The organism is Actinoallomurus sp. NPDC052274 (genome assembly GCF_040679475.1).
GTDB lineage: Bacteria > Actinomycetota > Actinomycetes > Streptosporangiales > Streptosporangiaceae > Actinoallomurus > Actinoallomurus liliacearum.
The window spans coordinates 26,746-43,965 of record NZ_JBFAUT010000054.1; the positions used below are offsets into that span (position 1 = coordinate 26,746).

Annotated in this window: 15 protein-coding genes; 7 read left to right on the forward strand and 8 right to left on the reverse strand. The window is 71.8% G+C overall.

The window, feature by feature from the left end; genetic code table 11:
- Position 1: 1 nt before the first annotated feature.
- The gene (locus tag AB0K82_RS34265) at positions 2–1,381 is read left to right on the forward strand and encodes a cytochrome P450 (RefSeq protein ID WP_364405042.1); all 1,380 of its coding nucleotides are present in this window, start codon (positions 2–4) and stop codon (positions 1,379–1,381) included.
- Between the two features lie 15 nt (positions 1,382–1,396).
- Here the strand turns inward: AB0K82_RS34265 and AB0K82_RS34270 are convergent, their stop codons facing one another.
- On the reverse strand, positions 1,397–2,545 hold the full coding sequence (locus tag AB0K82_RS34270; protein ID WP_364405044.1) for an alpha/beta hydrolase-fold protein: 1,149 nt from the start codon (positions 2,543–2,545) through the stop codon (positions 1,397–1,399).
- A gap of 307 nt (positions 2,546–2,852) precedes the next feature.
- Here AB0K82_RS34270 and AB0K82_RS34275 point away from each other — a divergent pair, with 307 nt between their 5' ends.
- Both AB0K82_RS34275 and AB0K82_RS34280 read left to right on the forward strand, forming a co-directional pair.
- The gene (locus AB0K82_RS34275; protein WP_364405046.1) at positions 2,853–4,148 is read left to right on the forward strand and encodes a histidine kinase; all 1,296 of its coding nucleotides are present in this window, start codon (positions 2,853–2,855) and stop codon (positions 4,146–4,148) included.
- Positions 4,145–4,810, forward strand: coding sequence for a response regulator transcription factor (locus tag AB0K82_RS34280; protein ID WP_364405048.1), 666 nt, complete (start codon positions 4,145–4,147; stop codon positions 4,808–4,810). The genes AB0K82_RS34275 and AB0K82_RS34280 overlap by 4 nt, the downstream gene beginning before the upstream one ends.
- A gap of 197 nt (positions 4,811–5,007) precedes the next feature.
- Here the strand turns inward: AB0K82_RS34280 and AB0K82_RS34285 are convergent, their stop codons facing one another.
- The 3 genes from AB0K82_RS34285 to AB0K82_RS34295 form a co-directional block, all read right to left on the reverse strand.
- The gene (locus AB0K82_RS34285; protein WP_364405050.1) at positions 5,008–5,439 is read right to left on the reverse strand and encodes an ATP-binding protein; all 432 of its coding nucleotides are present in this window, start codon (positions 5,437–5,439) and stop codon (positions 5,008–5,010) included.
- 124 nt (positions 5,440–5,563) lie between these two features.
- Positions 5,564–7,360: a protein kinase gene (locus tag AB0K82_RS34290; protein ID WP_364405052.1), complete on the reverse strand. Its 1,797-nt coding sequence runs from the start codon at positions 7,358–7,360 to the stop codon at positions 5,564–5,566.
- Positions 7,361–7,412: 52 nt separating this feature from the next.
- Positions 7,413–8,543 (reverse strand): serine/threonine-protein kinase, encoded by a 1,131-nt coding sequence (locus AB0K82_RS34295; protein WP_364405054.1) that lies wholly within the window; start codon positions 8,541–8,543, stop codon positions 7,413–7,415.
- Between the two features lie 112 nt (positions 8,544–8,655).
- Between AB0K82_RS34295 and lysX the strand changes: the two genes are divergently transcribed.
- Together lysX and AB0K82_RS34305 are read left to right on the forward strand one after the other, a co-directional pair.
- A complete protein-coding gene (gene lysX / locus AB0K82_RS34300) occupies positions 8,656–11,904 on the forward strand; it encodes a bifunctional lysylphosphatidylglycerol synthetase/lysine--tRNA ligase LysX (RefSeq protein WP_364405056.1) in 3,249 nt (1,082 codons plus the stop codon).
- A gap of 59 nt (positions 11,905–11,963) precedes the next feature.
- Positions 11,964–12,626, forward strand: coding sequence for a hypothetical protein (locus AB0K82_RS34305; RefSeq protein WP_364405058.1), 663 nt, complete (start codon positions 11,964–11,966; stop codon positions 12,624–12,626).
- 140 nt (positions 12,627–12,766) lie between these two features.
- Here the strand turns inward: AB0K82_RS34305 and AB0K82_RS34310 are convergent, their stop codons facing one another.
- Positions 12,767–13,966, reverse strand: coding sequence for a TIGR02679 family protein (locus tag AB0K82_RS34310; protein ID WP_364405060.1), 1,200 nt, complete (start codon positions 13,964–13,966; stop codon positions 12,767–12,769).
- Positions 13,967–14,024: 58 nt separating this feature from the next.
- Positions 14,025–14,693, reverse strand: coding sequence for a GPP34 family phosphoprotein (locus AB0K82_RS34315; RefSeq protein WP_364405061.1), 669 nt, complete (start codon positions 14,691–14,693; stop codon positions 14,025–14,027).
- A 157-nt stretch (positions 14,694–14,850) separates the two neighbouring features.
- Between AB0K82_RS34315 and AB0K82_RS34320 the strand changes: the two genes are divergently transcribed.
- Positions 14,851–15,210 carry a nucleotide pyrophosphohydrolase gene (locus AB0K82_RS34320; protein WP_364405063.1) on the forward strand — a complete coding sequence of 120 codons (360 nt, stop codon included), beginning with the start codon at positions 14,851–14,853 and terminating at the stop codon, positions 15,208–15,210.
- A 324-nt stretch (positions 15,211–15,534) separates the two neighbouring features.
- On the opposite strand, the gene AB0K82_RS34325 is transcribed toward AB0K82_RS34320, so the two are convergent.
- Both AB0K82_RS34325 and AB0K82_RS34330 read right to left on the reverse strand, forming a co-directional pair.
- Complete coding sequence (locus AB0K82_RS34325) at positions 15,535–15,900, reverse strand: ATP-binding protein (RefSeq protein ID WP_364405064.1); 366 nt, start codon at positions 15,898–15,900, stop codon at positions 15,535–15,537.
- Positions 15,885–16,154 (reverse strand): hypothetical protein, encoded by a 270-nt coding sequence (locus tag AB0K82_RS34330; RefSeq protein ID WP_364405066.1) that lies wholly within the window; start codon positions 16,152–16,154, stop codon positions 15,885–15,887. Before AB0K82_RS34330 ends, AB0K82_RS34325 begins: the two co-directional genes overlap by 16 nt.
- Before the next feature lie 77 nt (positions 16,155–16,231).
- Between AB0K82_RS34330 and AB0K82_RS34335 the strand changes: the two genes are divergently transcribed.
- Positions 16,232–17,095 (forward strand): helix-turn-helix transcriptional regulator, encoded by an 864-nt coding sequence (locus AB0K82_RS34335; RefSeq protein WP_364405068.1) that lies wholly within the window; start codon positions 16,232–16,234, stop codon positions 17,093–17,095.
- Positions 17,096–17,220: the final 125 nt, after the last annotated feature.

A 17,220-nucleotide genomic window follows, 5' to 3' on the forward strand; every position in this document is an offset into this window, starting at 1 on the left:
CATGACTCAACGACGAGTCGCCACGCCGGTCTCCGATACCGACATGATCTACAGCGCCGACACCTACGTGCGGGGGGTGCCCTACGACGCGCTGGCACGGTTGCGCGGCTCCACGCCGGTCGTCTGGATCGAGGAGCGCCCGGTCGACCACGGATCCGCCGGCCCCGGCTTCTGGGCGGTGCTCCGGCACGCGGACGCGTGCCACGTCCTGCAGAACCCTAAGCTCTTCGCCGCGCGCGGGACCGCGGACAAGGGCCTGGGCCACGGTCGCGGCAGCGCACCCGCCGCGGACCCGCCCGCACGCTCCCGGCTCCGCAGGCGGCTGCCCCGGGCGTTCGGCGCGCGCACCATCGACGGCCTGGCCGCCCGCATCGAGCGCCGGGCGTGCGCCCTCGTGGACGCGGTGGCCGAGAAGGGCGAGGCGGACTTCGCCACGGAGATCGCGGCGGAGCTGCCGCTGCTCAGCTTCGCCGACCTGCTCGGAATCCCGGAGACCGACCGGTGGCTGCTGTCCGACTGGTCCGACCGGGTGACCGGCCGCCCCGTCACCGGGTACCCGGTCGGATACTCCCCCGAGGTCGCGGCCGACACCGCCACCTGCACCGAGATGGCCCGCCGGGCGGTCGCCGCGCGGCCCCAGGGGCCGCTCGACTCCGCGGCGGCCGATTCCGCCGAGCCCGGCGCGCGGGAGCGGAATGAACTGCCCGACCTGCGCCTCTACGCCGGCGAACTCGCCGAGTACAAGCGCCGGCATCCCGGCGAGGACCTCATGACCGTCCTCGTGCACCAGGCCGGCGGCAAGAACGGCCCGGTTCCGGTGGAGGAGTTCGAGAACCTCTTCCGGCTGTTCGCGGCGGCGGCGACCGACACCGTCCGCGGCGGGCTGTCCGGCGGGATGCTCGCCCTGCTGAAGAATCCGGCCGAGGTCGAGCGCCTGCGCGCCGACCCGGGTCTGCTCGACGCCGCGGTCGAGGAGATGCTGCGGTGGTGGTCCCCGGTCATCTGCGTCGATCGTACGGCCGCGACCGACACCGTCGTGGGCAACGTGCCGGTCCGCAAGGGCGAGCGGCTCGTCGTCTGGCTCGCCTCGGCCAACCGCGACGAGCCGGTCTTCCCGGATCCCGCGCGGTTCGACGTCGGACGCGCTCCGAACGAGCACGTCGCGCTCGGCCACGGGCCGCGCGCGTGTCTGGGGGCGCACCTGGTCCGGATGCAGATGCGCGCCATGTTCGCGGCCGTCCTCGGCCGCTTCGACGCGATCGAGCCGGCCGGCGAGGCCCGGCGGCTGCGGTCGAACGTCCACAACGGCATCACGCACCTGCCGATCCGCTGGAACCCCCGCAGCCGCCCGTCTGAGGCGTGCGGAGCACGCACCCCCTAGATTCGGTGGCGGCGGTCAGGGGCCCTCGTGGGCCAGGTGCGCGCTCATCCACTGCAGGGCGCTCGGCGTGACCCGCTTCCACGTGTGCGGGTTGTGGCCGCCGCCCGGAACCAGGATCTTTTCCGTGGCCATGGGCGCCACGGCCAGCTGAAGGAACTTCCGCGCCTCACCGAAGTCCCTCTCGCCGTCCGGGCTGGTGGTGACGAGCACGGAGATGGGGGGCGGCGGCAGGTGCTGCAGCCGCCAGATCAGGCTGTTGTCCGACTTCACCTGCTTGCTGCCGGCGTAGAGGTCACCGGTCTGCCAGTCCTGCCGCGGGTAGAAGTAGCCGGCCATCGAGACCGCCGCGGTGAACCGGTCGGAGTGCGTCATCGCCAGCTTGACCGCGCAGTACCCGCCGGTCGAGTCGCCCATCACGCCCCAGCTCCGGGAGCCGGTCGCCAACCGGTAGGTGGACGCCAGGCTCTCGGGCACGTCCTGGGCGTAGAAGCTCAGTACCTGCGGGCCGCCGGGCACGTCCGTGCACTCGGTGTCCCTCGGCATCAGCGACGTCGGCGTCGGGCGCATCATCACGATGACCATCGGCTGGACCCGCCCCGCGGTCATCTCCTTGGTGGCGGTCTCCGGGACGCCCAAGCGGGTGATGAGCTGCTCGGGGACGCCGGGGAAGCCCGTGAAGTCGTACATCACCGGGAAGTGGCGCTTGCCGAACTTCTGCTGGAAGTACTGCGGAGGCAGGTAGACGTACGCCTGCGTGGTCAGCCCGGTCCGCTCGCCCCGGATCTCCACCTGCTCGACCTGGCCGTCCTTGGCGGGGTTCGCCTTCTTCTTCTGGCCGATGCTCGTCACCTGGCGGGCCAGCGGCCGTCCGGTGCCCTGGGGCTTGCTCGGGCCGCTGCTGTTGTTGTTCAGCTGCACGGTGACGCCCTGGTTGTTGGTGCCGAACAGGTCCGACCAGGAGGCGTAGAACAGGAAGTAGTTGTTCACCCCGGCGAGCAGCACGAAGATCAGCGTGACCTGGGCGGCCAGGAACAGCCCGATCCGGGCGAGGAACGGGCCGATGCCGGAGCCGGCGAACTTCGGCCACCACCAGATGGTCGCGGCCGTGGCGGCCACGGCCACCACGATGAGAAAAGCGAAGAAGCCCCCGCTCGTCAGTCCCACTGGTGCCCTCTCAGATCCGGCTCGCCCCCCGAGGGCACGCGCCTGAAACTCATCGAACTCTCAGCATGGCTCAACGCCGCGCTCAGCCGACTACGGTATCCGCGATCACACGCTCTCCATCACAAGATGCCTGAGGCACCGGAAAAGTTGCCCAGAAGCCGCAAATAGGCCGAGATCAACCAGTATCCGCACTGGAGGGCTATCGGCCGGTAAATCATAGGGGCGGCGCGGCTACTCCCCGGGGCGTACGCGGAATGCCGACTTCGACCGGATGCCCGCGCGCGCAGCCGCATCCTAGAGTGCAGGCGTGAGTACGCGATGGCGGCCCGGCGCGCTGGCGGTCTGGGTGATCCCGCTGGCCGTCGGCTTCATCCAGGTGATGGGCTCCACGGGCGCCGACGCGAACATGCGCTACCAGGCCGGGCACCTGGACGCGCTCGCGTACGCGCTGCTCGTCGCCGGGCCGGTCGCCCTGCTCGCCCGGCGGCGTCTCCCGGTCGCCGCGCTCGCGGTCGTGTTCACCGTGACCGACTGCTACATCCTTCGCGGTCACGTCCTCGGACCGGTCTTCCTGAGCATGATCGTCGCCATCGTGGCGGCGGTCGGCGCCGGGCGTCGCGTCGCCGCCTGGATCGTCACGGGCGCGGGGTTCGCCGTGCTCAACGCCGTGGGCGCGCTCACGCCGTTCGGGCCGTTCGGGCTGCGCGCCTGGCCGGCCACGCACGCCCTGGTCATGGCGATCTGGCTGCTGCTGGTGCTGACCGGCGCCGAGCTCGTGCGCATCCGCAGCGAACGGGCGGCCGAGGCGCGGCGTACCCGCGCGGAGGAGGAACGCCGGCGGGCCAGCGAGGAACGCCTCCGCATCGCTCGGGAGCTGCACGACGTCCTCGCGCACAACATCTCGATGATCAACGTTCAGGCCGGGGTGGCCCTGCACCTCATGGACGAACGGCCCGAGCAGGCGCGAACGGCCCTGGCCGCGATCAAGGAGGCCAGCAAGGAGGCGCTGACCGAGGTCCGCTCCGTGCTCGGCGTCCTGCGCCAGGTGGACGAGGACGCGCCCCGGACGCCGGCCGCGGGCCTGGGCCGCCTCGACGATCTGGTCTCCCGCGCGCGGGCGGCCGGCATCACCGTGCGGACCCGCGTGACCGGGCGGCCGTACCCGCTGCCCGCCGGGATCGACCTGGCGGCGTTCCGCATCCTCCAGGAGGGGCTGACGAACGTGACGCGGCATGCCGGGCCGGGCGTGACCGCGACGGTGCGCGTCGCGTACGGCGCGGGCGAGCTCCTGCTGGAGGTCGAGGACGACGGACGCGGCGCCCCCGGGGACCTGCCCGGCGGCGGTGACGGCATCCCCGGGATGCGCGAACGCGTCACCGCCCTCGGCGGGGAGATGACGGCGGGGCCGCGGCCGGGCACCGACGGGTTCCGCGTGCGCGCGACCCTCCCGGTGCCCGCGGACGGCACGCGGGCGGGGACGTCCGCTCCGGACGACGCGAGGACACCCCACGATCAGCACGCGGGAACACCCGGCCGGGACGACGCGGGAACACCCGACGATCAGCACGCGGGGACACCCGCCCGGGACAAGGAGCACGATTGATCCGCGTACTGCTCGCCGACGACCAGGCCCTCGTCCGGGCGGGGTTCCGGGCGCTGCTCGACGCGCAGCCCGACGTCGAGGTCGTCGGGCAGGCCGGGGACGGCGCCGAGGCCGTACGCCTGGCCCGGCGCGAGCGCCCCGACGTCGTGCTGATGGACATCCGGATGCCGGTGCTCGACGGTCTGGCCGCGACGCGCGAGATCGTCGACGACGGGCGGCTGACGGACACCAGGGTCGTCATCCTCACGACGTTCGAGCTCGACGAGTACGTCTTCGAGGCGATCCGCGGCGGGGCGAGCGGCTTCCTGGTCAAGGACACCGAGCCGACCGACCTGATCCGGGGCGTACGGGAGGTCGCCTCCGGCGACGCGCTGCTGTCGCCGAGCGTGACCCGGCGCCTCATCGCGGAGTTCGCCGCCAAGGCGAGGAAGCCCCGCTCCGCGGCGGAGCTGCGCGGCCTGACCGACCGGGAGCGCGAGGTCATGGCGCTGGTGGCGGAGGGGCTGTCGAACGAGGAGATCGCCGGACGCCTGGTCGTCAGCCCCGCGACCGCCAAGACCCACGTGAGCCGCACGATGGTGAAGCTGCACGCGCGCGACCGCGCCCAGCTCGTCGTGATGGCGTACGAGACGGGTTTGGTCAAGCCGGGATGGCTGCAGTAGAACGCGACGGCCGGCGGCCATGGGCCGGTCCGTACCGGTCGGGCGCGCTCGCGGGACGCGGCGCGGCGGGGACGGGCGCCCGGTCACCGCGGCGGCGCGACGCGACCGCGGGATGCGGCACCGAGGGGACGGGCGCCCGGTCACCGCGGCGGCGGGGCGCGACCGCGGGATGCGGCGCGGCGGGGACGGGCGTACGGTCACCGCACCGGCGTGACGCATTCGCATGGCGCCGGCGCCCAGGCCGACGCCGACCGGGTGGCCAGGCGGAACCAGACCGTCTTGGACCCGGCCGCGTACGACACGCCCCAGGCGGCGGCGAGCAGCATCGGCATCAGCAGCCCGCGGCCGCTGACGCTGAGGTCGTCGGCCTCGCGGGGGGCTGGAAGCAGCCGCGCGGGGTCGCGGTCCACCACCTCCACCTGTACGGAGGAGTCGTCCACGCGGCAGACCACCTCGAACGGGGTGCCGGCGTGCGTGATGGCGTTGGTCGCCAGTTCGCTCGTCAGCAGCACCGCGTCGTCGAGCGCGTCCTCGGCGCCCCACGCGATGAGCGTGTCCCGGACGAACCCGCGCGCCTGCGCCACGGCGGTGCGGTCCGCCGGATAGGCCGCCCGCACAGTCGTATGCACGGGAGCTCCCTTCACGAAGTGTCTCGCCTCACCTGCGCCTTACATCGTGACAGAGAGTGTTGATCGATTACTCAATGTGAGAAAAATGGCGGCGGACTCTCACCGCCGCATCGCGGGGCGAGCGTCACCCGGCGCCGGGCTGGAAGGACGCGAGCGCCTTGTCGAACCGGACTCCGGCGGCACCCGGATTCCCGCCGGCGGACATGAGGGAGTACTGCCGGCCGTTCAGGGTGAACCCGGAGTCGAAGGCGTAGACCTTCCCGTACTTGCCGTAGGTCCAGGAATACTCCGCGTTGGCCCCCTCCGTGCCGTGCACCGTCTCGGGATGGGGCTGGACGACCCACTGGAACGCCTTGAGGTTCCGCGGCGCGTCCCTCCCGAAGATCTTCCAGTGCTCCACCGGGTCGTCCGTTCCCCAGGGGATGGTGTCCAGCTGGATGTGGTTCCCCGTCCGGGGATCCTGCCATTTCTCGGACTGGGCACGGTTGATCTCGTGCTCCCACCCCTTGGGCACCATGAGCTTCGATCCGTCCTGGGCGGTGACCTGGTGGTAGCCCGCCGGGATCGTCTTGCGGGGCGAGGACGTGCCCTTGGTCGGCGACTGGCTCGCCTTCGTGGACGGCGAGGTGGTGGGCGGCGTTTTCGCGGACGGGCGCCCATCGTGGGAGAAGTAGATCAGCAGCCCCACGGCGAGCGCGGCGACGACGAGGACGGCCCCCACGGCGGCGGCGACCGTCCGCCCGCGACCGCGCCCGCCCCCGGCCGGCGCCTGTCCGGGCCGGTCGTAGGCGCGCATCCACGTCTCGTCGTGCGCGGCGCCGGCGGAGTTCATCGGACCGGTCACGCCGGGCGGCGGACCGCTCGGATCCGGGTGGCCGGCGCCGGACGGAGCGGGATCCTTCACCGTGGCCGGGCCGTAAGCCCGCCCGTCGGCCTCGGGGTCCGCCATGGCGGCGGAGGGATGGCTCGGCGGCGGTGGGGCCTCGGCGGCGAGACGCCAGGGGGCCGGCGGCCGCTCGTGTCCGGGATCCGCGCCGTTGCCGCCCGTCGCCGGGCCGGGGGCGGGCAGCGGCCGGGTGCCCTGCGCGGCACGGGTCAGGCCCGCCGCCGCCTCGTCCGCCGTCAGGCGGCGGGCGGGGTCCTTGTCGAGCAGGCCCATGAGCACCGGCGCGAGCGCCCCGGCGTTCCGGGGCGCGGGCGCCTCCTCCGAGATCACCGAGGTGAGCGCCGCCATCGCCTCGGGCCGGTGGTGCGGCGACTGCCCCTCGACCGCGGCGTAGAGCGTCGCGCCGAGCGCCCACAGGTCGGAGGCCGGTGAGGCCTTGTCGCCGCGCGCCCGCTCGGGGGCGATGTAGGCGGGCGAGCCCATGATCAGGCCGGTCTGGGTCAGCGTCGAGTCGCCCTCCATCGTCGCGATGCCGAAGTCGGTGATGACGACGCGCGTCGAGCGGGAGACCGGCTCGTCCGCCGCCCCGGCGAGCAGCACGTTGGCCGGCTTGACGTCCCGGTGGGTGATGCCCGCGGCGTGCGCGGTGCGCAGGGCGGCCAGCACCTGCGCACCGATCTCGGCCACCTGGGCGGGCGGGAGTGGGCCGTCCTCGTCGATGACCTCCTGCAGGGAGCGCGCCCGGACGAACTCCATGACGATGCAGGGCCGGCCGTCCTCCTCGACGACGTCGTGCACCGTGACGATCCCCGGATGGTTGAGCCGGGCCGCCGAGCGCGCCTCACGGAGCGTGCGCTCGTACATCACCTTGTGCTCGTCGTCGGTCAGCCCGGGTGGGAAGAGGACCTCCTTGACGGCGACGTCGCGCGCGAGGAGGTCGTCATGGGCGTGCCAGACGGTGCCCATGCCGCCTCGCCCGATGTGCGAGAGCAGCCGGTAGCGATGGCCGAGTACGAAACCCTCCCCCAGTGGCATAGCTGAGGACGATACCGATCAGTGATGACGGATCAGCATCGTTTGCGGCGAGTCACCGCACCAAGGTAAGGATGATCAGACCGATGACGATCAGTGCGAGAACGGCCGCGATCGCCAGGTTGCCGTGCCGGCCCGAGAGCCAGACCGGCCGGATGTCCTCGATCGCCGGCCCGTGCCCGCGCCCGGGCTCGTCGATCGGCGTGTCCTCGGCCGCCGGGTCATCGGTCAGCGTCTCGCCGGGGTCCGACGGGGTCAGGACCTGGCCGGTGACCGGCATGTCCGAGGCGTCGTCGGTGTCCATCCGGGTCGTCGCCGCGGCCTGGGCGCCGGCCGTCTCCAGCACCCGGGTCGAGCCCGACCGGTCGTCCATGATGATCCGGTCGAGCATGACGGCGGCCTCGGTGGCGGTCAGCCGCGTCTCCTGCTCCTTCCGGAGCAGACCGGCGATCACGGGGGCCAGCGGCCCGGCGTGCGGGGCGGACGGCGGCTCCTCGGTGAGCACGGCCACCAGGCTCGCCATCGCCTCGGTCCGCTCGAACGGGGACTTGCCCTCCACGGCGGCGTACAGCGTGGCGCCGAGCGACCACAGGTCGGAGGCGGGCACCGCCTGGCGGCCCTTGGCCCGCTCGGGGGCGATGTAGGCCGGCGAGCCGATCAACATGCCGGTCTGGGTGAGCGTCGCGTCGCTCTGCGCCCGCGCGATGCCGAAGTCGGTCAGCACGGCGCGGATCGACCGCCCGTCGATGACCAGCACGTTGCTCGGCTTCACGTCGCGGTGCAGGATGCCCGCCTCGTGGGCGGTCATCAGGGCACTCAGCATCTGCCGCCCGATCTCGGCGGCGCGTCTGGGCGAGAGCGGCCCGTCCTGCTTGATCATCTGCTCGAGGGAGCGCGCCCGGATCAGCTCCATCACGATCCAGGGGCGCCCGTCCTCTTCGACGACGTCGTAGACGGCCACGACGCCGGGATGGCTGAGCCGGGCGGCGGTGCGCGCCTCGCGGAAGGTCCGCTTGTGCTGGATCTCCCGCTCCTCGTCGGAGAACCCGTGCGGGAGGATCACCTCTTTGACGGCGACGTCGCGGCCGAGCGCTTCATCTCGGGCGTGCCAGACCGTCCCCATGCCACCACGACCTACTTCAGTGAGCAGGCGGTAACGCTGGGCAAGAAGGGGTTTTTCCGGCATAGTCCATGCACGATACCGACAGGAGGAGCGTTCATTTGGCCTGACGCTCACCTAATCCCCGGTACAAAGAAAGAATGTACGGCATGACGACGGGGGCGCGATGAGGACGACGGTGACCCAGACATGGCAGCGGGTCGTCGAGGCCGTACCTACCGCCTTGTTCTGGTACCTCCGGGTTTCGGGGGTTTTGTCGGTTTTGGCGTGGTTGTCGTCCGGGCTCATCCAGTGGCTGTCCGGCATCTGGGTGCTGCGCTCGATCAACTACTTCGGCTGGTACTCCAGCCTCCCGTACGGCCTGCTGCTCATCCTGCTGTCGGTCGGCGTCCGCCGGCGCAAGAAGGCCGCCTGGCGCATCAGCGTCGTCTTCTTCCTGCTGTTCTTCGGCGTGTGGGCCCTCGCCGGCCTCGCCGGCGGCGGGAGCGAGCTGGCCACGGCCGTCGCCTTCGGCTTCGTCGTGGTGCTGCTCGTCGCCGCGCGCGGGCAGTTCTCCGCCCTGCCGGACCGTGCCAACCGGCGGCTCGCCCTCCTGGTGTTCACCGGGCTGCTCATCGTCGGCGGCGTCATCGGCACCAGCCTGGTCTTCCTGACCGACCGCGACGCGCGCGGCGCCGAGTGGACGCACCTGGTCTACGCCGGCCTGCAGACGCTCCTCGGCGCGGGCGTCAGCGGCGAGGAACTGCACGTCAACGTGCCCGGCTGGGTCGACGGCATCCTCGGCGTGCTCGGCAGCGGCCTGCTCGTGACCACGGTGTGGGCGCTGTTCCGGCCCGGTCAGCGGCTCGCCGTCCTCACGCCCGACGAGGAGCTGCCGGCGCGCGCCCTGCTCGCCGAGTGGGGCGAGCAGGACTCCCTGGGCTACTTCGCGCTCCGCCGCGACAAGGACATCATCTTCGCCCCCAACGGCCGGGCCGGCATCTCCTACCGGGTCGAGGGCTCGGTCTCCCTGGCCGCCGGCGACCCGCTCGGCGACCCGGAGGCCTGGGACGCCGCCATCAAGGAGTGGCTCGCCGAGTGCCGCGCGCACGCCTGGATCCCCGGCGTGATCGGCGCGAGCGAGCGGGCCGCCGCCGCGTACGGCCGGTGCGGGCTCGACGCCCTGGAGCTCGGCGACGAGGCGATCCTCGACCTGCGCGAGTTCAACCTCGAGGGCCGCGACATGCGCCAGGTACGGCAGGCCGTCCGCCGCGTGGAGCGGGCCGGCTACACCGTCCGGGTCCGCCGGCACGGCGCGATCGGCGCCGAGGAGATGGCCGAGCTGATCGCCGACGCCGACCGGTGGCGCGACGGCCACACCGAGCGCGGGTTCTCCATGGCGCTGGGCCGCCTGGGCGACCCGACCGACGAGCGCTGCGTGATGGTCGAGGCGTTCGACGGCGTCGGGCGGCGACGCGGGCTGCTCAGCTTCGTCCCCTGGGGCCGGCCCGGCCTGTCCCTGGACCTGATGCGCCGCGACCGCGACGCCGAGAACGGCCTCAACGAGTTCATGGTCGCCAAGCTGGCCGAGAACGCCGCCGTGATCGGCGTCACCCGGGTCTCACTGAACTTCGCCATGCTGCGCTCGGTGTTCGAACGCGGCTCGGCGATCGGCGCCGGGCCCGTCAGCCGGCTCGCCTACCGGCTGCTGTCCTTCGCCTCGAAGTTCTGGCAGCTCGAGTCGCTGTTCCTGGCGAACGCCAAGTACAACCCGGTGTGGACGCCGCGCTTCGTGTGCTTCGAGCAGAACCGCGAGCTGATCCGGATCGGCCTGGCCATGGCCCGGGCCGAGGGCTTCCTGCCGACGCCGTTCGGTCCCCGCCTCCACACGCCCACGCCGTCCCCGGCGCTCGTCGAGCGGATCAGGGAGATCGAGGAGTCCGCGGACGCCGCCCGGATTCCGACGCGACGCCTGTCCGAGCAGGAGCGGGTGCGCCACGCCAAGCTCGACCGGCTGCGCGAGGCCGGCATCGAGCCCTACCCGCTCGGCTTCGAGCGCACCGCGACCGCGGCCGAGGTCCGGGAGCGGTTCGGGGAGCTGGCCCCCGACACGCACACGGGCGAGCAGGTGGCGATCGCCGGACGGGTCATGCTCGCCCGCGAGCACGGCAAGCTGATCTTCGCCCGGTTGCGCGACGAGACCGGCGACCTGCAGGTGATGCTCGCCGCGGACGTCGTCGACGCCGAGGCCCTGCGGGCCTGGAAGCAGCTGATCGACCTGGGCGACCAGGTCGGGGTGCGCGGCGAGGTCGTCACCTCCCGTACCGGCGAGCTGTCGGTGCTGGCCTCCTCCTGGACCCTCACCGCCAAGTGCCTGCGCCCCCTCCCGGGCGGCTTCAGCGCACCCGGCAAGGCCCTGTCCGACGAGACCCGGGTCCGGCAGCGGTACGTCGACCTGATCGTGGGCGACGAGAGCCGGCGCATGCTGCGGATGCGCGGCGAGGTCATCACGGCCCTGCGCGACCGCCTGCGCCAGGAGGGCTTCCTCGAGGTCGAGACGCCCATGCTGCAGCCGGTGCACGGCGGCGCGGCGGCCAGGCCGTTCACCACCAAGATGAACGCCTACAACATGGACCTCTTCCTGCGGATCGCGCCCGAGCTGTACCTCAAGCGGCTGCTCGTCGGCGGCGCGGGCAAGGTGTTCGAGCTGAACCGCAACTTCCGCAACGAGGGCGTGTCCCCGCGGCACAACCCCGAGTTCACGATGCTGGAGGCGTACGAACCGTACGGCGACTACGACACGATGGCCGCGCTGACCCGCGAGCTCGTCACCGACGCGGCCCGCGCGGCGACCGGCACGACCGTGGTGGTCCGCGACGGCGTGGAGTACGACTTCGGCGAGCCGTGGCGCGAGATCACGGTGTACGGCTCGGTGTCCGACGCGCTCGGCGAGCAGGTCACGCCGGGCACCTCGCTGCGCACGGTGCAGAAGCACGCCGACCGGGTCGGCCTCGCGTACGACCCGGCGTGGGAGCAGGGGAAGCTCGTCCAGGAGCTGTTCGAGTCGCTGGTGGAGCACACGCTGCAGGCGCCCACCTTCGTCCGCGACTACCCGGCCGCCACCTCGCCGCTCACCCGTCCGCACCGCGACGACCCGCGGCTCGCCGAGAAGTGGGACCTCATCGTCTTCGGTCTCGAGCTCGGCACGGCGTACTCCGAGCTCATCGACCCGATCATCCAGCGCCGCAACCTCACCGAGCAGTCGCTGCTGGCCGCCGGCGGCGACCCGGAGGCGATGGACCTGGACGAGGACTTCCTGCGCGCCCTCGAGTACGGCATGCCGCCCTCCGGCGGTCTCGGCATGGGCGTCGACCGGCTCCTCATCACGCTCACCGGCCGCAACATCCGCGAAACGATCACCTTCCCGCTGCTGCGTCCGGGCTCTTAGTGCGTCCGCGGGTTCCGCAACCTGCGATCAGCGCTCGGGAACGCCAGTACAGTCGTGTCGTGAGCGACAAGGACGACAACGTCACACGGCTCCCGACGAGCGAAGTGGAGGGGTACGACGACCTCCTCGAATTCGACGCGGACGAGTTCCTGCGCGAGTGGCAGGAGGCCGACCGTGCGGCGGTGGAGATCCTCCGGGACGCACTGCCCGAGGTGGTTGCCACCGCAGTTCCCGCCGAGCACCTGCGCCCGGCCGCCGAAAGCATCCGTGGCGGGCTCAAGGAGTGGCCCTACCGCCACCTGGCCGCGGCCGCCGGCTGGCGCGGGCGGCCGCCCGCCGACGACGAGATCCTGTGGACGCAGGCCGCCGGGGCGCTGATCGCCATGAACGGCGAGTCCGGGCTCGGCACCCACGAGGAGAGCGCGCTGATGACCCTGCAGCACGCCGACTGGGCGGGGGCGGTGATCGGCCTGGCCAGAGCCGGCGTCGGCGCCCGGGCCTGGCCGGAGGACCTGTTCTCGTACGCGGACCGCTGCCCGGAGATCGAGGGCTCCTACGACCCGGACGACCGCGAACCGGTCGAGCAGGGCTTCGAGCTGATCGTGCCCGTCTGGGAGGCCGTCGGCGCGCTGGACGAGCACCGGCGCCTCACCCCGCTCGGGCACTGGGGACTCCCCCGCGCCCTGGCGTGGGCCTGGGAGGGCTCCCTCGACGAGGGCTGAGGCATGAGAAGAGGGCCGCGTCGCCGGACCGACGCGGCCCTCTGTCTTCGAACCGTGGCCGAAGACCCTGTACCAAGAATGGGTTTTTCGGGCCGTCCCGGCTAGAGTCCGCGGTCCCCATCCGAACCGGGACCCCGGACCTAGAGGGCGGCGCCCGGCTCCAGGTCGTCGAGGAGGACGGAGACGAGGCGGTCCTCGCGGACCGCGTGTCCCGCCCTGGCCATCTCCGCCGAGAGGCGTTCGTCCCAGGGGGTGGCGGCACGGACGCCGCGCAGCGGATCGCGGCCGATCCGCACGGCCTCCAGGTAGTCCTCGGCGCCCATGCGCCACGGCAGGGCGGCGTACCGGTGGACGGCCGCGGCCGTCATGCGCAGGGCCGCCCAGTCGAAGTCGCCGTGCCACCGGATCCGCGCCCCGGCGACCGCCGCCGCGGTGAGGAGACGGCGGCAGGCCACGGACGCCCGGCCCTCCGTGCACACGAGCGCGGCGCACCGCGCCCCCATCCGGGCGGCCGCCGCGCGGACCACCGCCGGACTCTGGCACACGAAGATCTCCCGCGCCTGCGGCGTCAGCGGACCGCTCATCAGCTGCTGCAGCGTGACCCGGAACGGCAACCCCGCGACCGCCGCCTCATCCAGCCACCGGGCGACCGTGTGCTCTTCGGCCACGTGCAGGTTGAGGACCAGCACCTGGCTGGTCAGGTCGTCGACGAGGACGCCGGCGTCGTTCCAGATCCTGCGCTCGGCCGCGCGGTCGGACGGCGGCGACGCCCCCTGCCAGAGCCGCAGCGCCCGCAGCACCAGGTCGGCCAGCGGAGTGGCGTACAGCGCCGTCGCGTCGCCGGTCGCCCATTCCGCGAGCACCGGGAGCGGCACGTCACTGGCGGGCAGCCGGTCCAGTACGGCCGCGGCCCGGGCCAGGAGGTCGCCCTGCCCCTGCCGTACGAGCCGGGCGGCGGTGCCGTCCCGCGAGACCTGGCCGAGCCACGCCGAATACCACCCCTCGCCCGCGTGCCGGCCCCGCAACGCGGCCTGCAGCGCGGCGGCCATACCCGCCGTGCGCCCCGGCGCGTCGATCCGGGCCAGCGCGGCCAGCAGGCCGGTGCCGTACGCCCGGCGCAGCATGCGGTCGAGTTCGCCCAGGGAGACGGTGACACGGCGGGCCCTGGACCCGTCGTGGTACCGGTCGGTGATCAGGTCGACGATCCGGCGCTCGGCGTCAGAGGGGTCGGTCAGCCCGATGGAGCCGACCGGCTCCCCGCCGGTCCGTTCCAGCCTGCGTCGCGCCGCGGCGAGCAACCGCTGCCACTCCGCGACCCGCAGCTCGGCGAGCTCCCTCATGGGACTGAGTCTGCCCCGTGTCCCGCCCTCCGGACCGGCGCCGGGCGCTCCGAGTCGCTCAGCCGCTGGACATGGTGGCCGCGTTGCTCGCGACGACCGCCGCGGACGTCGCGGCCATCACCGCCGCGTGGATCGACGCGATGACCTTCGCCACGGCCCGCCCCGCCCACTGCTCCTCGGTGATCTCCTTGACGCGCCGACGCAGGACCTTCCCGTCGACGTCCGGGAACGCCTTCCGGTCGAGACGGCAGGCGTGGACGATCGCGAGCAGGGCGCCGGACCGTTCGTCGGCCGGAGCGCCGTCCAGCACCGCCCGGAGCCGGGCGCGGAGCTCCTGTTCGGGTCGCGGATCGCGCTCCGGAAAGGTGGTGTGCTTGAAAAAGAGGAACTTGTGCTCCCGTTCCTCCAGGACGCCGATCGCCACGAGGCGGCCCAGCCGCCGCTTGCGGATCTGATCCCGGCGCGTCCTGCTCACCCACTGCTCGGCCTTGCGTGGTTTGCCGTCCGCCGTGATGCTCGCCAAGAGACCGTCGAGGTCCGGGTCGCCGAGCGGAGACCGGTCGGCCGCGACGACACGCCCGTCGACGAGCCGCACGCGCTCGGCGAGCGCCAGCTCCGCCAGCAACGCGCCGGCCACCCCGCAGTCCAGCTCGGCGGACCCGATCAGGGCGCTGCCGTCCTCCTCGCGCAGCGCCAGCAGCAGAAGCTCATCGGCCAGTGTCAGCATCCATCCACCTCACCGTCTCGAGGGCGATCCGGCCGGTCCCTACCCACCCGGCGAGAGATCACCGCCATGTCGGTAGGACGAGACAGAGCCCGGCCGGGTTCCGTGCCGTACGCCTCGCGGCGAGGACGGGCCGTCGCGGACCTCGTACGGTGGGCGGGTGACGACGGCACTGGAAGAGCTGGCGGACCGGCTGCGGGGCTTCGCCGCCGCACGGGACTGGGAGCAGTTCCACACTCCGAAGAATCTCGCCATGGCACTGGCCGGTGAGGTCGGCGAACTGCTGGCCGAGCTGCAGTGGTTGACCCCGGAGGAGTCGGCTCGGGTGATGCGCGATCCGGAGGCGGCGGGACGAATGCGTTCGGAGCTGGCCGACGTGGTGGTCTACCTGGTCCGGCTGGCCGACCTGCTCGGCGTCGACCTGATCGAGGCCGCGCACGCCAAACTCGACGAGGGCGAACGCCGCTATGACGCCGCCACCTACCGCGGCTCCGCCCGCAAGGCACCACCCCTCCCCTGAGAACCGAGGAGCGGCGGACCGGTCAGAGATACGTGCCCGGTCGCTGATCCCTGGCGTCTACTGCGCTCTTGGCTCAGTGAACGCCAGAGATCTGTGAGTAGCATTCCGGGAGGATGATCCGCCGGAGCGCTCGTCGACGGTAAGAGGCGCTGAGCCCTCACGGGATGACCCGCGCGAGGCTGTAGGCGATGAAGACTTCAGCGCCTGTGCGTGTGGCGTCTACAGCCAGCCCGTCATGGCCGGACTGAGTTACCCGAATCATGAGGCCGGCTCTCCAAGCGATTCGCGGCTCTGAGCCGATGACGGGCACTGCTCGAGTTCGCATCACACGGTGTTGCCGGCGCCCTGGCGGAGGACGCCCCAGCGGTCGGCGAGATTGTCCAGGAGTTCGATTCCCCGCCCGTTGGTGGCATCGCGACCGGCCCGGCACCAGCAGGGAAGCCTGGCCGAACCGTCATCGCGGACGCTGATCCGCACCCAGGCGTCGGTGTACTCCACGCACAACGTGAACGTCCCGCCCTCCGTCCCGCTGTCGGAATGGGTTATGGCGTTCGTCGTCGTCTCGCTGCAGAGCAGGACGGCGTCGTCGAGGCATGGGTGAGCGGCACCGAGCGCGGCGCCGACGATGCGCCGCACCCTCCGGACCTGATCCGGCGTGCCGGGGAGGATTTCTGTCAGCGTCTGAACCACACCAGCTCCTTCTGGATCATCACCGGCGCGCGCCGGTCGTCGGTCAGCGCATATCCCCGCTGCCACATGTACGCCCAGCGACCGTCGGATGTGAGCACGCACGCGACGAACAACACGCGTCGGCCGCGGTTCACCCGCAGCAGCTCCGTACCGCAGCTGGTGGTGACCGGTACGGCCACCAAGCCCCGAAAGAGGAGCTTGTCCGCCCATCGACGCAGCATGACGCGGCATAGAGCGGTATCCTGCATAGCCATGAGCATGCGGTAGCTGTCCGTAATCCTGCAACTGCTTTGAGTCGTTAACTCCAAGATTCTTTGGGAGGAGCCCCAGCATGCGACAGACATCCCCCACCGCCCGTCGTCGTCGGCTTGGCGCGGAGCTGCGCCGCTTCCGCGAGGCCGCCGGCCTTACCAGCTATGAGGCCGCCGAACGCCTCGGCTGGGCGTCCAACTCCAAGATCTCCCGCATCGAGAACGGCCGCATCTCGGTCACCTGGAGCGACGTCGCCGCCATGCTCGACCTGTACGGCGCAGGCCCCGGCGAGACCCGCGATCGCCTCATCACCCTCGCCCGCCGGTCCAAGGAAAAGAGCTGGTGGCAGCCCTACAGCGACCTGCTGGACAAGGAGTACGCCACCGTCATCGACCTGGAGACCGCCGCCTCAGGTCTTCGCATCTTCCAGGCTCTGGCCATCCCCGGCCTTCTCCAGACCCCCGACTACGCCCGAACCATCATCACCCGCAGCGGACCACTCGACCTCGACGAAGCGGAAGTCGAACGCCGCGTCGAGCTACGCATGCAGCGCCAGGCGATCCTTTCCATGGATGGGCGCCTTGCTCTCTGGGTCGTACTCGATGAAGCCGCGCTGCGACGAGTCATCGGCGGTCCAGAGATCATGCGAGAGCAACTCGTACACCTCACTGAAGAGGCGCGTCACTGCAATGTCACCATCCAGGTGATTCCCTATAGCGTCGGTCCGCATGCGTCGCTTCCCGGCTCGTTTGGAATCTTCTCGTTCCCGGAGTCTCAGGACCGCGACGTTGTTTTCGTCGACACCCTCGCGGGCACGCTTTTCCTCGACCGCGAAGCAGACGTACAGGCGGCTACTCTGGGATTCGACCATCTCTGCGCATCAGCCCTGGGCATTGCCGAATCGGCCGACCTCATTAGCGCGATCGCGGAGTCATTCCGGTAAGTGGAGAGGGTTTCGATGGCGACGATCGCAACGGACCTCGGAAACGCCGCCTGGCGTAAGGCCACTCTGACCCAAACACAGAACGATCAGTGTGTCGAAGTAGCAGCAGTATGGCTAAGTGCCGC

Coding starts and splice junctions, on each gene's coding strand:
- AB0K82_RS34265 (WP_364405042.1), top strand. CDS start 2: ATGACTCAACGACGAGTCGCCACGCCGGTCTCCGATACCGACATGATC.
- AB0K82_RS34290 (WP_364405052.1), bottom strand. CDS start 7,360: ATGCCACTGGGGGAGGGTTTCGTACTCGGCCATCGCTACCGGCTGCTC.
- AB0K82_RS34295 (WP_364405054.1), bottom strand. CDS start 8,543: ATGCCGGAAAAACCCCTTCTTGCCCAGCGTTACCGCCTGCTCACTGAA.
- AB0K82_RS34310 (WP_364405060.1), bottom strand. CDS start 13,966: ATGAGGGAGCTCGCCGAGCTGCGGGTCGCGGAGTGGCAGCGGTTGCTC.
- AB0K82_RS34315 (WP_364405061.1), bottom strand. CDS start 14,693: ATGCTGACACTGGCCGATGAGCTTCTGCTGCTGGCGCTGCGCGAGGAG.
- AB0K82_RS34330 (WP_364405066.1), bottom strand. CDS start 16,154: ATGGCTATGCAGGATACCGCTCTATGCCGCGTCATGCTGCGTCGATGG.
- AB0K82_RS34335 (WP_364405068.1), top strand. CDS start 16,232: ATGCGACAGACATCCCCCACCGCCCGTCGTCGTCGGCTTGGCGCGGAG.